The sequence below is a fragment of the Streptomyces mutabilis genome (assembly GCF_014649815.1).
Lineage (GTDB): Bacteria > Actinomycetota > Actinomycetes > Streptomycetales > Streptomycetaceae > Streptomyces > Streptomyces mutabilis.
In genome coordinates, this window is the sequence record NZ_BMTT01000008.1 from 55521 (window position 1) to 74191 (window position 18671).

22 protein-coding genes are annotated in these 18671 nt (G+C 69.0%); 8 read left to right on the forward strand and 14 right to left on the reverse strand.

All coding sequences use genetic code 11. The annotated features are described in order from the left end of the window. Window positions 1-65: 65 nt before the first annotated feature. The 3 genes from IE142_RS18125 to IE142_RS18135 form a co-directional block, all read right to left on the reverse strand. Window positions 66-389 carry an STAS domain-containing protein gene (locus IE142_RS18125; RefSeq protein WP_087807203.1) on the reverse strand — a complete coding sequence of 108 codons (324 nt, stop codon included), beginning with the start codon at window positions 387-389 and terminating at the stop codon, window positions 66-68. Between the two features lie 210 nt (window positions 390-599). Further along, the gene (locus IE142_RS18130; RefSeq protein ID WP_191886753.1) at window positions 600-1448 is read right to left on the reverse strand and encodes a 3-hydroxyacyl-CoA dehydrogenase family protein; all 849 of its coding nucleotides are present in this window, start codon (window positions 1446-1448) and stop codon (window positions 600-602) included. 136 nt (window positions 1449-1584) lie between these two features. Beyond that, a complete protein-coding gene (locus IE142_RS18135) occupies window positions 1585-2226 on the reverse strand; it encodes a TetR/AcrR family transcriptional regulator (protein WP_191886754.1) in 642 nt (213 codons plus the stop codon). Window positions 2227-2307: 81 nt separating this feature from the next. Here IE142_RS18135 and IE142_RS18140 point away from each other — a divergent pair, with 81 nt between their 5' ends. Genes IE142_RS18140 through IE142_RS18150 form a run of 3 tightly spaced genes read left to right on the forward strand, consistent with a single transcriptional unit; the run spans window position 2308 to window position 4443 of the window. Then, on the forward strand, window positions 2308-3090 hold the full coding sequence (locus IE142_RS18140; protein WP_191886755.1) for an ABC transporter ATP-binding protein: 783 nt from the start codon (window positions 2308-2310) through the stop codon (window positions 3088-3090). Between the two features lie 17 nt (window positions 3091-3107). After that, the gene (locus IE142_RS18145) at window positions 3108-3857 is read left to right on the forward strand and encodes an ABC transporter permease (protein WP_191886756.1); all 750 of its coding nucleotides are present in this window, start codon (window positions 3108-3110) and stop codon (window positions 3855-3857) included. A 13-nt stretch (window positions 3858-3870) separates the two neighbouring features. Next, window positions 3871-4443 carry a cob(I)yrinic acid a,c-diamide adenosyltransferase gene (locus IE142_RS18150; RefSeq protein ID WP_043379843.1) on the forward strand — a complete coding sequence of 191 codons (573 nt, stop codon included), beginning with the start codon at window positions 3871-3873 and terminating at the stop codon, window positions 4441-4443. A gap of 37 nt (window positions 4444-4480) precedes the next feature. On the opposite strand, the gene IE142_RS18155 is transcribed toward IE142_RS18150, so the two are convergent. Further along, on the reverse strand, window positions 4481-5071 hold the full coding sequence (locus IE142_RS18155) for a hypothetical protein (protein WP_191886757.1): 591 nt from the start codon (window positions 5069-5071) through the stop codon (window positions 4481-4483). A gap of 152 nt (window positions 5072-5223) precedes the next feature. Here IE142_RS18155 and IE142_RS18160 point away from each other — a divergent pair, with 152 nt between their 5' ends. Further along, a complete protein-coding gene (locus IE142_RS18160; RefSeq protein ID WP_191886758.1) occupies window positions 5224-6420 on the forward strand; it encodes a sensor histidine kinase in 1197 nt (398 codons plus the stop codon). Further along, the gene (locus tag IE142_RS18165; protein WP_191886759.1) at window positions 6417-7058 is read left to right on the forward strand and encodes a response regulator; all 642 of its coding nucleotides are present in this window, start codon (window positions 6417-6419) and stop codon (window positions 7056-7058) included. The genes IE142_RS18160 and IE142_RS18165 overlap by 4 nt, the downstream gene beginning before the upstream one ends. 160 nt (window positions 7059-7218) lie before the next feature. Here IE142_RS18165 and IE142_RS18170 read toward each other — a convergent pair whose 3' ends face one another. Beyond that, on the reverse strand, window positions 7219-7503 hold the full coding sequence (locus IE142_RS18170) for a hypothetical protein (RefSeq protein ID WP_191886760.1): 285 nt from the start codon (window positions 7501-7503) through the stop codon (window positions 7219-7221). Window positions 7504-7861: 358 nt separating this feature from the next. Here IE142_RS18170 and IE142_RS18175 point away from each other — a divergent pair, with 358 nt between their 5' ends. From IE142_RS18175 to IE142_RS18185, 3 genes are all read left to right on the forward strand, one after another. Then, a complete protein-coding gene (locus IE142_RS18175) occupies window positions 7862-8095 on the forward strand; it encodes a hypothetical protein (protein ID WP_191886761.1) in 234 nt (77 codons plus the stop codon). A gap of 183 nt (window positions 8096-8278) precedes the next feature. Further along, entirely contained in the window at window positions 8279-8590 is a 312-nt protein-coding gene (locus tag IE142_RS18180) for a hypothetical protein (protein WP_191886762.1), read from the forward strand. A gap of 298 nt (window positions 8591-8888) precedes the next feature. Continuing rightward, a complete protein-coding gene (locus tag IE142_RS18185; protein WP_191886763.1) occupies window positions 8889-10712 on the forward strand; it encodes a glycoside hydrolase family 18 chitinase in 1824 nt (607 codons plus the stop codon). Window positions 10713-10747: 35 nt separating this feature from the next. On the opposite strand, the gene IE142_RS18190 is transcribed toward IE142_RS18185, so the two are convergent. From IE142_RS18190 to atpB, 9 genes are all read right to left on the reverse strand, one after another. Next, entirely contained in the window at window positions 10748-11194 is a 447-nt protein-coding gene (locus tag IE142_RS18190) for a DUF2550 domain-containing protein (protein ID WP_043379860.1), read from the reverse strand. Window positions 11195-11335: 141 nt separating this feature from the next. Next, entirely contained in the window at window positions 11336-11710 is a 375-nt protein-coding gene (locus IE142_RS18195; RefSeq protein WP_043379861.1) for a F0F1 ATP synthase subunit epsilon, read from the reverse strand. Between the two features lie 131 nt (window positions 11711-11841). After that, window positions 11842-13290 carry a F0F1 ATP synthase subunit beta gene (gene atpD / locus IE142_RS18200; protein WP_043379863.1) on the reverse strand — a complete coding sequence of 483 codons (1449 nt, stop codon included), beginning with the start codon at window positions 13288-13290 and terminating at the stop codon, window positions 11842-11844. After that, on the reverse strand, window positions 13290-14207 hold the full coding sequence (locus tag IE142_RS18205) for a F0F1 ATP synthase subunit gamma (protein WP_043379864.1): 918 nt from the start codon (window positions 14205-14207) through the stop codon (window positions 13290-13292). The genes atpD and IE142_RS18205 overlap by 1 nt, the downstream gene beginning before the upstream one ends. 21 nt (window positions 14208-14228) lie before the next feature. Continuing rightward, window positions 14229-15818, reverse strand: coding sequence for a F0F1 ATP synthase subunit alpha (gene atpA / locus IE142_RS18210; RefSeq protein WP_043379865.1), 1590 nt, complete (start codon window positions 15816-15818; stop codon window positions 14229-14231). 125 nt (window positions 15819-15943) lie between these two features. Further along, on the reverse strand, window positions 15944-16759 hold the full coding sequence (locus IE142_RS18215; RefSeq protein WP_191886764.1) for a F0F1 ATP synthase subunit delta: 816 nt from the start codon (window positions 16757-16759) through the stop codon (window positions 15944-15946). Continuing rightward, a complete protein-coding gene (locus IE142_RS18220; protein ID WP_043379868.1) occupies window positions 16756-17301 on the reverse strand; it encodes a F0F1 ATP synthase subunit B in 546 nt (181 codons plus the stop codon). Before IE142_RS18220 ends, IE142_RS18215 begins: the two co-directional genes overlap by 4 nt. Before the next feature lie 44 nt (window positions 17302-17345). Continuing rightward, a complete protein-coding gene (atpE, locus tag IE142_RS18225; protein ID WP_191886765.1) occupies window positions 17346-17576 on the reverse strand; it encodes an ATP synthase F0 subunit C in 231 nt (76 codons plus the stop codon). A 72-nt stretch (window positions 17577-17648) separates the two neighbouring features. Continuing rightward, on the reverse strand, window positions 17649-18470 hold the full coding sequence (gene atpB, locus IE142_RS18230) for a F0F1 ATP synthase subunit A (RefSeq protein ID WP_191886766.1): 822 nt from the start codon (window positions 18468-18470) through the stop codon (window positions 17649-17651). Between the last annotated feature and the right edge of the window lie 201 nt (window positions 18471-18671).

Sequence of the window (18671 nt, forward strand, 5' to 3'; positions counted from 1 at the left end):
TGCCGGGGGTTCGCCGAGCGGTGTCCGGGCCTCCCCGGCCCACCGGGCCACACGGGTCAGCGGCGTCACACCCGGGGCAGGGTCTCCACGCCGATGCCGCCCTCGATGGCGAGGATCCGGTGCAGCCGGGTCGCGACCAGGAGGCGCTGCATCTGCGGCGGTACACCGCGCAGCACCAGCCGTCGGCCGCAGCGGCCGGCCCGCCGGTGGGCTCCCATGATCACTCCGAGTCCGGTGGCGTCCCAGGAGTCCAGTTCGGACAGGTCCAGCACCAGGTCGCCGGCTCCGTCGTCGACGGCCGAGTGCAGGACCGTACGGGCGTCCGCCGCGCTGCGGACGTCGAGGCGGCCCCCGACGACCAGCTCGACGTGGTCGCCCCTGATGTGCATATGCGCTCCCCGGCGTGCGTCTTCTTCGTCGTCTCGTCTGCGTTGCGCTCTGCGCGTCGCGGCTGTGCGTCGCGGCCGTACGTCGTGATCTCTCGGCGGTAGCAGGTGTTGCAACCTCTGACTGGCCGAAACGATCGGAGGTTGCCGCCTGTAAGCGAACCGATACCGAATTCACCCCGCCGTGTGATGTCCCCAGGGGCTGATGCGACCTCAGTGCTTGTAGAAGCCCTGCCCGCTCTTGCGGCCGATGTCACCGGCGTCCACCATCCGGCGCATCAGCTCCGGCGGGGCGAACTTCTCGTCCTGGGACTCGGTGTAGATGTTGCCGGTGGCGTGCAGCAGGATGTCGACGCCCGTGAGGTCGGCGGTGGCCAGCGGTCCCATGGCGTGGCCGAAGCCCAGCTTGCAGGCGAGGTCGATGTCCTCGGCGGTGGCGACGCCCGACTCGTACAGCTTCGCGGCCTCGACGACGAGGGCGGAGATGAGCCGGGTGGTGACGAAGCCGGCGACGTCGCGGTTGACGACGATGCAGGTCTTGCCGGTGGACTCGGCGAACTCCCGGGCGGTGGCGAGCGTTTCGTCGCTGGTCTTGTGACCGCGGACCAGCTCGCACAACTGCATCATCGGGACCGGCGAGAAGAAGTGGGTGCCGACGACCCGCTCGGGGCGCTCGGTCACGGCCGCGATCTTGGTGATCGGGATGGCGGAGGTGTTGGAGGCGAGGATCGCCTCGTCCTTCACCAGCTTGTCGAGCGCGCGGAAGATCTCGTGCTTGACCTCGAGCTTCTCGAAGACGGCCTCGACGACGACGTCCGCGTCGGCGGCGGCGTCCAGATCGGTGGTCGCCGTGATGCGCGCGAGGGCGGCCTCCGCGTCCTCGGCTGCGAGCTTGCCCTTGGCGACGAACTTGTCGTACGAGGCCTTGATGCCGTCGGTGCCGCGCCGCAGCGCCTCGTCGGTGACGTCGCGCAGGACGACGTCCCAGCCCGCCTGGGCGGAGACCTGGGCGATGCCCGATCCCATGAGACCGGCTCCGATGACGGCGAGCTTCCGTGCCACTGTGCGTCTCCCCTGATGCGCGCTGATTCTCGTCTCTCGGCCGGAGATTAGCGGGCGCGAGGCGCTGTGTGACCGGTTAGTAACGCGCGTCACGTCTCAGATGACGGACATCACACCGAGGTGCGCCATTCGGGTGTCAGCGCGCGCCCCGTACGGCGTAGTTGAGCACTCTCTCGCTCAGCAGCTCCTCCATCTCGTCCAGCAGTACGAGCACCTCGCGGGAGACCTCGGACGGCTTGCCGCCGGCGACCATGCGCTGGCCGATGGCGGCCATGACGGTGCCGTGCAGCCAGTCGATCTGACCGGCCATCAGGGCGGGGGTCATGTCGTCGTCCGCGCTGCCGGTCTCCTCGCGCAGGGCCCGCTCCAGGTCGAGGAGGACCTCTTGACCGATCGCCCACATCCGCGAGCGCAGGGCGGGTGAGTCCTGGATGACCTTCATGAACTCGGCGTAGCCGTCCATCAGGCCGACGCGGGGGGAGACCGTCTCGACCTCTTCGCGCAGCTCGCGCAGGACGGCGCGGGCGGCCGACTCCCCGTCGCGTCGCCCGCGCACCCAGCGGGAGAGCCGGTCGATCACACCCTTGGAGCGGTCGAGGAAAAGGTCCTCCTTGGCCGGGAAGTAGTTGTAGACGGTGTTGACGGAGACGTTCGCGGCGTCCGCGACCTCCGCAACCGTGACGGCCTCGAAGCCGCGCTCCAGGAACAGTCCCGTGGCGACATCGGAGATGTACTGCCGGGTCTGCCGCTTCTTCCGTTCCCTGAGTCCCTCGGCCATGTCCGCAATCCTAGCTTCGCTGGGGCAGGTAAAAATTTGGGGTTATTGCAAAATTCCAGTGACTCTGTTTTTCTGTCAAGCATGGCAATCATCAGTACGGCCGGCCTGTCCCGCACCTTCGCGACGAAGCGCGGCCCGGTCGAAGCGGTGCGGGGCATCGACCTCACCGTCCGCGAGGGCGAGATCCTGGGCTTCCTCGGCCCGAACGGCGCCGGCAAGACCACCACCCTCCGGATGCTCACGACCCTGCTCACCCCCACCGGCGGCGCGGCCACCGTCGCCGGTCACGACCTGGCGACCGACCCGGCCGGAGTGCGCGCGGCCTGCGGGTACGTCGCCCAGTCCGGCGGCGTGGACACACAGATCACGGTGCGGGAGGAACTGGTCACGCAGGGACGCCTGTACCGCCTGTCCAAGGCGCGGGCCGCCGAGCGCGCCGGGGAGCTGGCCCGCGACCTGGGCCTCACCGGGCTGCTCGACCGCAAGTGCGGCGCCCTCTCCGGCGGGCAGCGGCGCAGGCTGGACATCGCGATGGCGCTCACGCACCGCCCGAGGGTGCTGTTCCTGGACGAGCCGACGACCGGCCTGGACCCGGGCAGCCGCGCCGACCTGTGGGACCTGGTGCGCCGGCTGCGCGACGAGCACGGCACCACCGTCTTCCTCACCACGCACTACCTCGACGAGGCCGACGCCCTCTCCGACCGCCTGGTCGTCGCGGACCGGGGCGTGATCGCGGCCGAGGGCACCCCGGGCGCGCTGAAGCTGGAGTACGGCGGCTCGCTCGACGCCTCCCTCCAGGACACCTTCCTCGCCATCACCGGCCGCAGTGCCGCCCCTGCCGACGCGGCTCCCGTCGCCGTCTAGACCTCCGAGGACCCTCGATGCTGCTCCACGACACCGGCCTCATCTACGGCCGCTATCTGCGCCAGTCGCTGCGCTCGCGTTTCGCGCTGCTCTTCGGCGTGCTGATGCCGCTGCTTTACCTGCTCTTCTTCGGCCCGCTGCTGACCGACCTGCCGCTCGGCGGCCGGGGCAGCTCCTGGCAGGTGCTCGTCCCCGGCCTGCTGCTGCAACTCGGTCTGTTCGGTGCCTCGTTCGCCGGGTTCTCGATCATCATCGAGAACGGCCAGGGAGTGGTCGAGCGCATGCGGGTCACACCCGTCAGCCGCCTGGCGCTGCTGTTGGGCCGGGTGCTGCGGGACGCCACGGTCTTCGGCTTCCAGGCGGTGCTGCTGGTCCTCGCCGCGCTCGTGATGGGCCTGCGCGCACCCCTGCCCGGCGTACTGATCGGCTTCGCGTTCGTCGCCCTGCTCACGGTCTCCCTGGCGTCGCTGTCGTACGCACTGGCGATGAAGGTCCGCACTCCCCAGGAGTTCGGCCCGACGATCAACGCCCTCACCATGCCGTCGATGCTGCTGTCCGGCCTGATGCTCCCGATGACCCTGGGCCCGGCCTGGCTGGACGTGCTCTCGCACCTGATGCCGTTCCGCTACCTGGTCGACGCGGTACGGGACGCCTACGTCGGCAGCTACGCGACGGCGCACATGCTCCACGGCACCCTGGTCGCCGTCGCCTTCACCGCGCTGGCCGTGACGGTGGGCACACGCGTGTTCCGTACCGCCGGGGCGTAACTACGCTGGCCCCATGGTCAACCTGACGCGCATCTACACCCGGACCGGCGACCAGGGCACCACCGCCCTCGGTGACATGAGCCGGGTCCCCAAGACCGACCTCAGGATCTCCGCGTACGCCGACGCCAACGAGGCGAACGCGGTGATCGGCACGGCGATCGCCCTCGGCAACCTGCACGAGGAGGTCGTCAAGGTCCTCGTCCGCGTCCAGAACGACCTGTTCGACGTGGGCGCGGACCTGTCGACGCCGGTGGTGGAGAACCCGGAGTTCCCGCCCCTGCGGGTCGAGCAGTTCTACGTCGACAAACTGGAGGCGGACTGCGACCGCTTCCTGGCGGAAGTCGAGAAGCTGCGCTCCTTCATCCTGCCCGGCGGAACGCCCGGCGCGGCCCTGCTGCACCAGGCGTGCACGGTGGTCCGCCGGGCCGAGCGCTCCACGTGGGCGGCGCTGGAGGCCCACGGCGAGACGATGAACCCGCTCACCGCGACCTACCTGAACCGCCTCTCCGACCTGCTCTTCATCCTGGCCCGCGTGGCCAACAAGGAGGTCGGGGACGTGCTGTGGGTGCCGGGCGGGGAGCGCTGAGCACTCCCCGGGAAGTGCCACGACGGCCACCCGTCGGCTACCGCGTCGTCGTGGCTCGTTCGGCGTCCTCGCGGGCCTGGTTCACCGACGTGCCCGCCGGGGCCTTCTTCGGCCAGATCAGGTACCCGAGCGCCACCAGCCCGTGGATGACGAGGACCCGGACCGCCACCCACTGGAAGGCACGCAGCGACGACACGTCGCCCTCGTCGCCGACGTACCAGACCGCGCCCTGGAGCAGCGCGCACGCCACGGCCGCGCCCAGCAGGGTGCGCAGCCACAGCCGGCCCTCGTGGGCGGCCCGGGCCCTGCCGTAGCGCGGGGGCTTGACCGGCGGCGGGCCGCCGCCCAGGCGGTGGGCGGCGTGACCGTCGAGCCAGCGGATCGTGTAGTGGCCGTAGGCGACCGTGTAGCCGATGTACAGCGCGGCCAGTCCGTGCTCCCAGCCCGGCTCGGCGCCGTTCTTGAGGTCGATCGCCGTCACGGTGAACAGCACCAGTTCCAGCACGGGCTCGCACAGCAGCAGGAACACGCTGGTACGACGCCACTTCAGCAGATATCGGGCGGCCAGCCCGAGGGCCAGCAGGACCCAGAAGCCGACCTCGCAGGCGATGATCAACGCGACGACCACGACGCACTCCCTTCGTTCACCCCTCCAGGCTGCCGTCGGAATCCACGTCGCTCGTCGTCGCCGGTGACGAACCTTCGGTACATCGAAAGATGCAGCCCGGGACCGTTCCCGGGGATCAGGCGAGGGGGGCGCGGGCCGTGTTGGATGGTTCCATGGCCCTACGACTCCCCCGCCCGCGGCGCTTCGACGTGTACGCCGCGTCGGCCGGTCTGCTCGGCGGCCTGTCGCTGTGGGGAATCGGTCTGGGCGTGCGGCCCGGCGACGACCCGATCGTGCTGTTCGACGGCCGCTGGCCGCTGCTGGTCCCGCTCGCCGTCATGGCGGGATGCGAGGTGCTGCGCCGGGCCGCGCCGCTCACCGGCCTGCTCATCGGCACGGCCGCCCTGGTCACGGACACCCTCACGCAGGGCAGTCTGGTCACGCTGATCATGTACACCGATCTGATGTACGCCGCCGTGCTGTACGGTTCGCCCGCCTCGGCCCGCCGCATCCCGTGGATCACCGGGCTGCTGACGGTGGCCGCGACCCTGGTGCCGTTCGCGGTGTTGCGGGTGCCCGAGGCACTGCTCATCGGTGTCGCCGTCGGCGTGGTGTCCTTCGCGCCCGCCTCCACCGGGCTGATCGTGCGCAACCACCGCGAGGCCGCCGACGCCGCACTGCTGCGGGCCGAGCAGACCGCGCTGCTCGCGGAGATGGACCGGGTGCAGGCGGTGACCGCGGAACGCGCCCGCATGGCCCGCGAACTGCACGACATGGTCGCCAACCACCTGTCCGCGATCGCCATCCACTCCACGGCCGCCCTCTCCCTGGACGACCCGGCGACCACCCGGCAGGCGCTCGGCGTCATCCGCGAGAACAGCGTCGAGGGACTGGCCGAGATGCGCCGGCTGATCGGCATCCTGCGGGACGACGGCGGGGACGGCGAGCCGGCCGCCGCCCCCACCCTCGACGGCCTCGGCGCGCTGGTCGAGGGCGCCCGCGCCAACGGCCTCGACGTCGTCCTGGAGGCGGCACACGGGGAGGGCCTGCCCGCGCCGGTCGAACTGGCGGCGTACCGGATCGTCCAGGAATCCCTCACCAACGCGCTGAAGCACGCCGCGAAGGGCACGGTACGCGTGACGCTCGACCGCCACGACGGGGTCCTGCACGTGAGGGTGACCAGCCCCTACGGTGGCCGGGAACTCCCCCGCGCCCCCGGCTCGGGGGCCGGTCTGGTGGGTATGCGCGAGCGGGCGGCGCTGCTGCACGGCACCTTCGCGGCCGGGCCGGTCGCGGGCCCCGCCCCGACGGGCGGCAAGATCTGGGCCGTACGCGCCACGCTGCCCCTGACCGAAGGAGAACCCGCATGATCCGCGTCCTGGTCGCCGAGGACCAGTCCGCCGTCCGGGCCGGACTGGTGCTGATCCTGGGCAGCGCACCGGACATCGAGGTGGTCGGGGAGGCCGCGGACGGCGAGCAGGCGGTGGCGCTGGCCCGGGAGCTGCGCCCGGACGTGGTGCTGATGGACGTCCAGATGCCGCGACTGGACGGGGTGTCGGCGACCCGGCTAGTGGTCGCCGAGGAGCTCGCCGACGTACTGGTGCTGACCACGTTCGACCTGGACGAGTACGTCTTCGGGGCACTGCGGGCGGGCGCCGCCGGCTTCCTGCTGAAGAACACGGAGGCGAAGGACCTCCTCGCGGCGGTGCGCACGGTGGCGGACGGCGACGGGATCGTCGCCCCGGCCGTCACCCGGCGGCTGATCGCCGAGTTCGCCGCCAGGACGGTGCGGGAGCCGGCTGCCGCACCGGCGGCGTTGGAGAACCTGACCCGACGGGAGCGCGAGGTGTTGTCCTGTCTCGGCGAGGGGCTGTCCAACGCCGCGATCGCCGCCCGCCTGGACATGGCCGAGGCGACGGTGAAGACGCATGTCAGCCGACTGCTGCGGAAGCTGGAGCTGCGCAGTCGGGTGCAAGCGGCGGTCCTGGCCCAGGAGTTGGGTCTCTAGGGCAACAGGCCTCCAGGACCGGCCGACGGGGAGGCTCAGGGCATAAAAAAGAGGCCCCCGAAGTGAAACGGGGGCCGCTCGGAAGACAAGCGCCCAGCACCTCTGGGCCCCGGGCCGGGAAGCCGTCAGCGACGGCTCGCCCGGCCACCGGCCGCGGGTACTAGTCCTTCTTCAGGAAGAAGGTGGCCTCGGCGCTGTTGTCCTCTTCCTCCACGATGTGGAGTTCCTTCTTCTCCTCCTCCTTGGTGTTCTCGGAGCAGTCGATGTTGTTGTTGTCCGACCCCAGGATCACCGGGTTGATGACCTCGACGTTGTCGCAGCTGAGCACCTGCGAGGTGTTGTCGAACTTCGTGTTGTCGTCGTCGGCGGCAGCGGCCGTGCCGGCGGCACCGCCGGCCATGACCAGCGCGGTGACGGTGCAGGCGATCGCCTTCTTGAGAGCCATGCGGATTCCTTTTGTGTGGGGTGAGTGAAAACCGATTACACACGTCCGTTGACGGGCCTCGCGCAATCGGCGGTTGCGCCGGGCTCGAACGATGCACAGCCGCACTTGGCTGCGCTTTCCGAGCGGCTACCAATGCAACGAATCCATACCCCGGGCGTTCTGCTCCAACGGAGTGAATTGCGCATTCTGATCCCCGGGGGAGGCATCCCTCCTCAGCCCATCGGGCTACCAGGGGTCGCGTTTCTTCGCCTTCGCCTGCACGCTCAGTATTGTTCGGTGGCAGGCAACTGCGACCGATGAGGACTTCTTGTCACACGCAGGTGCGCAACCCCCGCCCCGACTCAGACAGGACCAAGGAATGTTGAGCACTCGTCTGGCCGTTCTCACCCTGTGCGCGGCGCCCTTGGCGGCACTGCAGGCCGGAACCGCTCAAGCGACGGAAGCACCCGCGACGTTCGTGAACAACACCCAGATCCTTTCCTGCGTGAACATCGAAGTCCTCGAGCTTCCGATCGCGTCGATTTCAGGCACGACCATCGACTGTTCCGATCATCGTGAAGAAGCGATGACCGCGTCCGGGACTCACAAATAGCGACTTCACTCCGTCGGAGCAACACCCACCCGACCACGGCTTCGTTCTTCGAGTAGCCGCGTCGGACAGTGCTGCCAGAGTAAGAAATAGCAGCCGTAAGACGCGTTCACCGCCGAGCGCGGGCGATGCTCTCAGCGATTCGCCTGCCTCTGGTTCGACAGACCCCCACAGGAGGAAACCCGCATGGCTCTCAAGAAGGCAATCGCCTGCACCGTCACCGCGCTGGTCATGGCCGGCGGTGCTGTCGGCACGGCCGCTGCCGCCGACGACGACAACGCGAAGTTCGAGAACAACTCGCAGGTCCTCAGCTGCACGAACCTCGAAGTGGTCAACATCCTGCTCCTGGGGTCGGACAACACCAACATCGACTGCTCCGAGAACACCAAGGAGGAGAAGGAGACCAAGGTCACCATCGTCGACGAGGACGACAACAGCGCCAAGGCCCACTTCTTCGTCGAGAAGGACTCGGAGGACCGGCACCACGAGTACCGCTGAGTCGGCCACTGGGCAGGCCGTCCCCACTGGCGGCCCCGCCTGACTGCGGCTCCCACAGGGGTCGCGGTGGACCCGGCACTCGTTGATCGCAAACCGAGCGGCCCCGGCTTCAACGCCTGGGGCCGCTCCGCCGTTTCCGGACACGGCGCCGCCCCTCCCGCCGCCCGCGTCACGTCCGCGCACCCGACAGAACAGTGGTCCAGACCTATTGACCCATGGTCCAGACCTTCCTATTCTCGCGGCACTGCGGGCATGAGGCTCAGTCATGCCGGCGACGACAACCATAAGGAGGCGCAGCATGCGCTTCAGACACAGAGCCGCGGCACTCCTGGCGACCTTGTCGCTCCCGCTGGCCGGTCTGGTGGGCCTCGCGAGTCCGGCCCAGGCGGCCACGAGTGCGACGGCCACCTTCGCCAAAACCTCGGACTGGGGCACCGGCTTCGGCGGCAAGTGGACGGTGAAGAACACCGGCACCACCACCATCAACTCCTGGACCGTCGAGTGGGACTTCCCCTCGGGCACCAAGGTCACCTCCTCCTGGGACGCCACCGTCACCAACTCCGGTGACCACTGGACCGCCAAGAACGTCGGCTGGAACGGCACCCTCGCCCCCGGGGCGTCGGTCTCCTTCGGCTTCAACGGCAGCGGCCCGGGCTCCCCCTCCAACTGCAAGCTCAACGGCGGCAGCTGCGACGGCACCTCCGTCCCCGGCGACGAGGCCCCCTCCGCGCCCGGCACGCCCACCGCCTCGGGCATCACCGACACCTCGGTGAAGCTGTCCTGGTCGGCTGCGACCGACGACAAGGGCGTCAAGAACTACGACGTCCTGCGCGACGGCGCCAAGGTCGCCACCGTGACGGGCACCTCGTACACGGACACCGGCCTCACCAAGGGCACCGACTACTCGTACAGCGTCCAGGCCCGCGACACCGCCGACCAGACCGGTCCGGTGAGCGGCGCAGTGAAGGTCACCACCACCGGCGACGGCGGTCCCCAGCCGCAGCCGGGCGACGAGGTCAAACTCGGATACTTCACCAACTGGGGCGTCTACGGGCGCAACTACCACGTGAAGAACCTGGTCACCTCCGGCTCCGCCGAGAAGATCACGCACATCAACTACGCCTTCGGCAACGTCCAGGGCGGCAAGTGCATCATCGGCGACGCCTACGCCGACTACGACAAGGCCTACACGGCCGACCAGTCCGTCGACGGAGTCGCCGACTCCTGGGACCAGCCGCTGCGCGGCAACTTCAACCAGCTGCGCAAGCTGAAGGAGAAGTACCCGCACATCAAGGTGCTGTGGTCCTTCGGCGGCTGGACCTGGTCCGGCGGCTTCCCCGACGCCGTGAAGGACCCGGCCGCGTTCGCGAAGTCCTGCCACGACCTGGTCGAGGACCCGCGCTGGGCCGACGTCTTCGACGGCATCGACCTGGACTGGGAGTACCCGAACGCCTGTGGTCTCAGCTGTGACACGACCAGTGCCCCGAACGCCTTCAGCACCATGATGAAGGCCATGCGGGCCGAGTTCGGCGACGACCTGGTCACCGCGGCCACCACCGCCGACGCCTCCGACGGCGGCAAGATCGAGGCGGCCGACTACGGCGCCGCCGCGCAGTACATCGACTGGTACAACGTGATGACGTACGACTTCTTCGGCGCCTGGGCGAAGAACGGCCCGACCGCTCCGCACTCGCCGCTGACCTCGTACGCCGGCATCCCGCAGCAGGGCTTCAACTCCGCCGAGGCGATCGCGAAGTTCAAGGCGGTCGGCGTGCCGGCCGACAAGCTGCTCCTCGGCATCGGCTTCTACGGCCGCGGCTGGACCGGCGTCACCCAGTCGGCGCCCGGCGGCACGGCGACCGGCCCGGCGGCCGGCACCTACGAGGCGGGCATCGAGGACTACAAGGTCCTCAGGAACAGCTGCCCGGCCACCGGCACCGTCGCCGGCACCGCGTACGCCCACTGCGGCACCAACTGGTGGTCCTACGACACCCCGGCCACCGTCAAGTCCAAGATGGACTGGGCCGAGCAGCAGAAGCTCGGCGGTGCCTTCTTCTGGGAGTTCAGCGGTGACACCGCCGACGGCGAGCTGGTGAGCGCCATCGACAGCGGTCTGAAGTAATCCCTGAGGGAGCGATCCCTACGGGCCACCAGGCCCTAAGCGACGTTGACGCGCTGACCGGGCGGGGCTGCTTCCAGCCACGCGAGGAATCCGGTCAGCGCGTCTTCGCTCATCGCCAGTTCGAGCCGGGTGCCGCGATGGAGACAGGCGAGCACCACGGCGTCCGAGAGCAACGCCAGTTCCTCCTCGCCCTCCGGCACCCGGCGGCCGGCCACTTCGATGGCCGAACGCTCCAGCACGCGGCGCGGGCGGGGCGAGTACGAGAAGACGCGGTACCACTCGACCCGGTCGCCGTTGTAGCGGGCCACTCCGTAGGCCCACCCCTTGCCGCCGGCATCGCCCTCCTTGGGGGCGTCCCAGCGCAGGGAACAGTCGAAGGTGCCGCCCGAGCGCTGGATCAGCCGGCGGCGCAGACCGAAGACGAAGAGCCCGATCACCACCAGGGCCACAACGATTCCGCACACAGTCAGAGCGAGGGCCATCGACACCGACCTCCTCGTCTCCTAGGTAACGGAACGGAAAAACACCCGGATCTGCCTCAGCCGCGGCCGGGTCCGGATCGCTCCGGTCCCAGCCGCGGCTGAGTGACGTCATGGCACGACGTTATCGCACAGTGCTGTGGATCAGCGTCCGGCCGCCGCGCGCAGTCGGACGTCCGCGCGACGCTCGGAGTGGGCGTCGCCCTCCGCCTTCGCGTGCTCGAGCTTCCGCTGCGCCCGCTGGACGTCGATCTCGTCTGCCAGCTCGGCGATCTCGGCCAGCAGCGACAGCTTGTTGTCGGCGAACGAGATGAAACCGCCGTGGACAGCGGCGACGACCGTCCCACCGTCACTCGTACGGATGGTCACCGGGCCCGACTCCAGCACACCGAGCAGCGGCTGGTGACCGGGCATGACGCCGATGTCGCCGGACGTGGTACGCGCGACGACCAGGGTGGCCTCGCCGGACCAGACCTGACGGTCGGCGGCGACCAGCTCGACATGCAGCTCAGCAGCCAAGGGTGGCTCCTCGGGTCACCACCCGGCGGGAGGGCCGGGTGTTGGTTACAAGTCTAATGGGCGTGACGGAGGGGACGGGACGCGCCCGCCCCCTCCGGTGTGAGCCCTGGGGCCCACCATGAGCACGCGGCTCAGGAGACGCCGAGCTCCTTCGCGTTCTTCTTCAGGTCCTCGATACCACCGCACATGAAGAACGCCTGCTCCGGGAAGTGGTCGTACTCACCGTCGCAGATCGAGTTGAACGCGGCGATCGACTCGTCCAGCGGCACGTCCGAACCGTCCACGCCGGTGAACTGCTTGGCGACGTGGGTGTTCTGGGACAGGAAGCGCTCCACGCGACGGGCACGGTGGACGACGAGCTTGTCCTCCTCGCCGAGCTCGTCGATACCGAGGATCGCGATGATGTCCTGCAGGTCCTTGTACTTCTGCAGGATGTTCTTCACGCGCATCGCGGCCTGGTAGTGGTCCGCCGCGATGTACCGCGGGTCGAGGATGCGGGACGTCGAGTCCAGCGGGTCCACGGCCGGGTAGATGCCCTTCTCGGAGATCGGACGGGAGAGCACCGTCGTCGCGTCGAGGTGGGCGAAGGTGGTGGCCGGGGCCGGGTCGGTCAGGTCGTCCGCGGGGACGTAGATCGCCTGCATCGAGGTGATCGAGTGACCGCGGGTCGAGGTGATGCGCTCCTGGAGGAGACCCATCTCGTCGGCCAGGTTCGGCTGGTAGCCCACCGCGGAGGGCATGCGGCCGAGCAGGGTCGAGACCTCGGAACCGGCCTGCGTGAAGCGGAAGATGTTGTCGATGAAGAACAGCACGTCCTGCTTCTGGACGTCACGGAAGTACTCGGCCATGGTCAGGCCGGCCAGCGCGACGCGCAGACGGGTGCCCGGCGGCTCGTCCATCTGGCCGAAGACCAGCGCGGTCTTGTCGATGACGCCGGACTCGCTCATCTCGTCGATGAGGTCGTTGCCCTCGCGGGTGCGCTCACCGACACCGGCGAACACGGAGACACCGTCGTGGTTGTTGGCGACGCGGTAGATCATCTCCTGGATGAGCACCGTCTTGCCGACGCCGGCACCACCGAACAGACCGATCTTGCCGCCCTTGACGTACGGGGTCAGCAGGTCGATGACCTTGACGCCGGTCTCGAACATCTCGGTCTTCGACTCGAGCTCGTCGAAGTTGGGTGCCTTGCGGTGGATCGGCCAGCGCTCACCGGTGTACTGCTCGTCGACGTTCAGCACCTCGCCGAGGGTGTTGAACACCTTGCCCTTGGTGAAGTCGCCGACGGGGACGGAGATGGCCGAGCCCGTGTCGGTCACCGGGGCCTGGCGGACCAGGCCGTCGGTGGGCTGCATGGAGATGGTGCGGACCAGGCCGTCACCCAGGTGCTGGGCGACCTCCAGGGTCAGCGTCTTGATCTCGCCCGCCTGCGCCGGGTCGGCGACCTCGACGTGGAGGGCGTTGTAGATCTCCGGCATCGCGTCGACGGGGAACTCCACGTCGACGACCGGGCCGATGACCCGCGCGACGCGGCCGGTGGCCACGCCCGACGCAGCGGTCGGCTCAACAGTGGTGGTCATTAGTTGTCACTCCCCGCGGTCGCGTCGGCCAGTGCGCTCGCGCCACCGACGATCTCGCTGATTTCCTGGGTGATTTCGGCCTGGCGGGCCGCGTTGGCAAGACGGGAGAGCGTGTTGATCAGCTCGCCCGCGTTGTCGGTGGCCGACTTCATCGCGCGCCGCGTGGCGGCGTGCTTGGAAGCGGCCGACTGCAGCAGAGCGTTGTAGATGCGGCTCTCGACGTAGCGCGGCAGCAGGGCGTCGAGGACGTCCTCCGCCGACGGCTCGAAGTCGTACAGCGGAAGGACCTCGTCCTTCGTCGCCGACTCCTGCGCCACCTCTTCGAGGCGCAGGGGCAGCAACCGGGAGTCGACCGCCGTCTGCGTCATCATCGAGACGAACTCGGTGTAGACGATGTGGATCTCGTCCACCCCGCCCTCCGCCGTCTCCTTCTCGATGGCCTCGATCAGCGGCGCCGCGACCTTCTTGGCGTCCGCGTACGAGGGCTCGTCGGTGAAGCCCGAGAACGACTCCGCGACCTTGCGCTCACGGAAGTTGTAGTGGGCGAGACCGCGCCGGCCGACGATGTAGGTGTCGACCTGCCGGCCCTCGCGTTCGAGGCGCTCGGTCAGCTGCTCCGCCGCCTTGATGGCGTTGGAGTTGAAGGCGCCGGCCAGGCCGCGGTCGCTCGTGAGGAGGAGGACCGCTGCACGGGTCGGGTTGTCCGCCTCCGTGGTCAGCGGGTGCTTGGTGTCCGAACCGCTACCGACCGCCGTCACCGCGCGGGTCAGTTCCCGCGCGTACGGCGTGGAGGCCGCCACCTTGCGCTGCGCCTTGACGACACGCGAGGCGGCGATCATCTCCATCGCCTTGGTGATCTTCTTGGTCGCGGTGACGGATCGGATGCGACGCTTGTAGACCCGGAGCTGGGCTCCCATGAGTCAGGTCCCTTCCTTACGTCACTTGGCGGCGGACGGGGCGTCCTCGCCGAGCAGCTTGCCGTCGCTCGTCTCGAACTGCTTCTTGAACGCCGCGATCGCATCGCCGATGGCCTGCAGGGTGTCGTCGGACATCTTGCCGCCCTCGCGGATGGAGGTCATCAGGCCCTGCTCCTGGCGATGCAGGTACTCGAGGAGCTCCTTCTCGAAGCGGCGGATGTCGACGACCGGCACCTCGTCCATCTTGCCGGTGGTACCGGCCCAGACGGAGACGACCTGGTCCTCGGTGGACATCGGCTGGTACTGGTCCTGCTTCAGCAGCTCGACCATGCGCTGACCGCGCTCCAGCTGCGACTTCGACGCGGCGTCCAGGTCGGAACCGAAGGCGGCGAACGCCTCCAGCTCACGGAACTGGGCGAGGTCGACGCGCAGTCGGCCGGAGACCTGCTTCATCGCCTTGTGCTGGGCGGAGCCACCGACTCGGGAGACGGAGATACCCACGTTCAGCGCGGGGCGCTGACCGGCGTTGAACAGGTCCGACTCCAGGAAGCACTGGCCGTCGGTGATGGAGATGACGTTGGTCGGGATGAACGCCGAGACGTCGTTGGCCTTGGTCTCGACGATCGGCAGACCCGTCATCGAACCGGCGCCCTCGGCGTCGGAGAGCTTCGCGCAGCGCTCCAGCAGACGGGAGTGCAGGTAGAAGACGTCGCCCGGGTAGGCCTCGCGGCCCGGCGGGCGGCGCAGCAGCAGCGACACGGCGCGGTAGGCGTCGGCCTGCTTCGACAGGTCGTCGAAGATGATCAGGACGTGCTTGCCCTCGTACATCCACTGCTGGCCGATGGCCGAGCCGGTGTACGGCGCCAGGTACTTGAAGCCGGCCGGGTCGGACGCCGGGGCGGCCACGATGGTCGTGTACTCCAGCGCGCCGTTCTCCTCGAGCGCGCCGCGGACCGACGCGATGGTCGAGCCCTTCTGACCGATGGCGACGTAGATGCAGCGAACCTGCTTGCTCGGGTCGCCGGTGCGCCAGTTGTCGCGCTGGTTGATGATCGTGTCGACGGCCAGGGCGGTCTTGCCGGTCTGGCGGTCGCCGATGATCAGCTGACGCTGACCACGGCCGATCGGGGTCATGGCGTCGACGGCCTTGTAGCCCGTCTCCATCGGCTCGTGCACCGACTTGCGCTGCATGACCGTGGGGGCCTGCAGTTCCAGCGCACGACGACCGGACGTCTCGATCTCGCCGAGGCCGTCGATCGGGTTGCCGAGGGGGTCGACCACACGGCCGAGGTAGCCCTCGCCCACGGCGACCGACAGGACCTCGCCGGTGCGGGTGACCGGCTGGCCCTCCTCGATACCGCTGAACTCACCGAGGACGACGCAACCGATCTCGCGCTCCTCGAGGTTGAGGGCGAGACCGAGGGTGCCGTCCTCGAACTTCAGCAGTTCGTTGGCCATGGCCGACGGAAGACCCTCGACCTTCGCGATGCCGTCGCCGGCAAGGCTGACCGTACCGACCTCCTCGCGCGAGGCCGCGTCCGGCTTGTACGACTGGACGAAGTTCTCCAGTGCGTCCCGGATCTCCTCCGGCCGGATCGTGAGCTCCGCCATCTGAGTTCCCTGCTCTCCTTGTTGGGCCCGAAGTTTCACTTTGGGGGGATGGGGACTCCCCCCTGAAAGAGGTGAATCCTCTGCACGGCCCAACCCGGGCCGTAGTCCTACGTATGCGGTTGGTGCTAGCTCGCCATGCGGCGGGCGGCGTCTTCGAGCCGGTCCGCGAGCGAGCCGTTGATGATCTCGTCGCCGACCCGCACCCGGATTCCGCCGAGGACCTCGGGGTCCACGTCGAGGTTGAGGTGCATCGCCCGGCCGTACAGCCGCGCCAGCGCAGCGCCGAGGCGCCGCTTCTGCGTGTCGCTCAGCGGGACCGCCGAGGTGACGACGGCGACCGTGCGCTCGCGACGCTCGGCGGCGAGCTTGGACAGGGATTCGATTCCCGTCTCCAGGCTACGTCCCCGGGGCGCGGTCACAAGCCGCGTCACCAGACGCTCGGTCGTGGCCTTGGCCCGGCCGCCGAGCAGGCGGTGCAGCAGCTCGCTCTTGGCCGAGGTGCTCGCCGCGCGGTCGGTCAGCGCGGAGCGCAGTCCCGTGTCCGACGAGACGATCCGGCCGAACCGGAACAGCTCGTCCTCGACGTCGTCGAGCGTGCCCGCCTTCTGGGCCGCGGTGAAGTCGGCCATGGCGGCCAGCTCCTCCAGCGCGTCCACCAGGTCGCGCGACTGCGACCAGCGGGAGCGCACCGTACCGGCCACCAGGTCGGCAGCCGGACCGCCGACCTGACCGCCGAAGATGCGCCCGGCCAGTTCGGCCTTGGCGTCGGCGGCCTGCGCCGGGTCGGTGAGGACCCGCCGCAGGCTGACCTCGCGGTCGAGCAGCGCGGTGACGGCGGCCAGCTCGTCGGCGAGCTGCGCGGCGTCCACGGACGTGGAGTCCGTCAGCGCGTCGAGCCGCTCGCGTGCGGCTGCCAGGGCCTCGCGGCTCGCTCCGTTCATCGTCCGGCCTCGGCCTTCTCCTCGAGCTGGTCGAGGAAGCGGTCGATCACACGGCTCTGCCGGGCGTGGTCCTCCAGGGACTCGCCGACGAGCTTGCCGGCCAGGTCGGTGGCGAGCTTGCCCACGTCCTGGCGCAGCGCCTGCGAGGCGGCCTTGCGGTCGGCCTCGACCTGCGTGTGTCCGGCGGCGATGATCTCCTCACGCTGCCGCTGGCCCTCCGCGCGCATCTCGGCGATGAGCACGGCGCCCTGCTCCTGCGCCTCCTGGCGCAGACGCGCGGCCTCGTGCCGGGCCTCGGCGAGCTGAGCCTTGTACTGCTCCAGCACGCTCTGGGCCTCGGTCTGGGCGGCCTCGGCCTTCTCGATCCCGCCCTCGATCGCCTCGCGACGCTGCTCCAGAACCTTGTTGATGTTCGGGAGGAGCTTCTTGGCGAGGAAGCCGAAGACGATGACGAAGGCGAGCAGGCCGATGACGAGCTCGGGAATCGGCGGGACGAGGGGGTTCTGCGCCTCCTCGGCCGCGATATGAAGCAGTGGGCTCATATCAGAGTGCCTTTCGTCTAGTGACCCGGTCGTGGATCAGGTGATTACCGGCCGTAGACGAACGGCATGACCAGGCCGATCAGGGCGAGCGCCTCACAGAAGGCGAAGCCGAGGATCTGGTTGGCGCGGATCAGGCCGGCGGCCTCGGGCTGGCGGGCGATGGCTTCGGTGCCCTTACCGAAGATGATGCCGACGCCGATGCCGGGGCCGAAGGCGGCGATGCCGTAGCCGATGGAAGCGATCGAGCCGGTGACGGCGGCGAGGGTCTGGGACATGCCAGTTCTTCCTTTTCTTCACGGTTCCGGTGGGGGTGGGCCACCGGACGACTGGGGGCGGGGGCGGGACGCTCAGTGGTGCTCGGCGAGCGCGCCCTGGATGTAGGTCACGGTCAGCAGGACGAAGACGTACGCCTGCAGGGCCTGGATGAACAGCTCGAAGGCGGTCATCACGAGGACCATCAGGAACGAGACGCCGGCGTAGGCGATCCCGATGCCGTTCAGCAGGTACCAGCTGGCGATGGTGAACAGCACCAGCAGGATGTGGCCCGCGAACATGTTCGCGAAGAGTCGCACGGCGTGGGTGAAGGGCCTCACGAGCAGGTTCGAGAAGGCCTCGATCAGCATGACGACCGGCAGGGCCGCACCGAGCGACTTGTCGTAGCCGGTGAAGTTCTTCAGGGCGCCGACGAAGCCGTGCTTCCTGAAGGTCAGGGAGACCCACACCACGTACACGAGCAGTGCGAGCACCGCCGGGTACGCGATGATCGACGTCACCGGGAACTGGGCGAGCGGGATGATCGACCAGAGGTTCATCATCCACACGAAGAAGAACAGGGCGACGACGAACGGGACGTACTTCTCGCCCTCGCGCTTGCCCATCGTCTCGTAGACGACACCCCGGCGGACGAAGTCGTAGCCCGCCTCGGCGACCATCTGGAGCTTGCCGGGCACGACCTGGGGCCGGCGGAAGGCCGCCCAGAAGAAGCCGATGACGACGATCGAGCCGAGCAGCGCCAGCAGCATGGGCTTGTTGAAGTACAGGTTGCTGTCGCCGTCGCCCCAGAGGGGCTGGTAGAGGAACGAGTGCAGCCCGGGAGACGGGAAGCCACAGCCGTCGAAGATGTGGCAGTCGGTCTCGAAGGCGAGCACCTGCGTCGGGTCAGCACTCACCGCGGGCTCCTTCGGCGTGGCGCATGGATTCGGCAACCTCGTGGTGTCGGCGCGGAACGGGGCCGCGGATCGGCACGGAACTGGTGTTACGGATGTGGGGGCGGCTGTGGGGCATCTCGCCTCGCGATGTGACAGGCGTCAGCTCGGATGCCCGCGCCCGCGATGCCGCAGTTGGCACCGGACGATAGCAGGGTCTCTCAT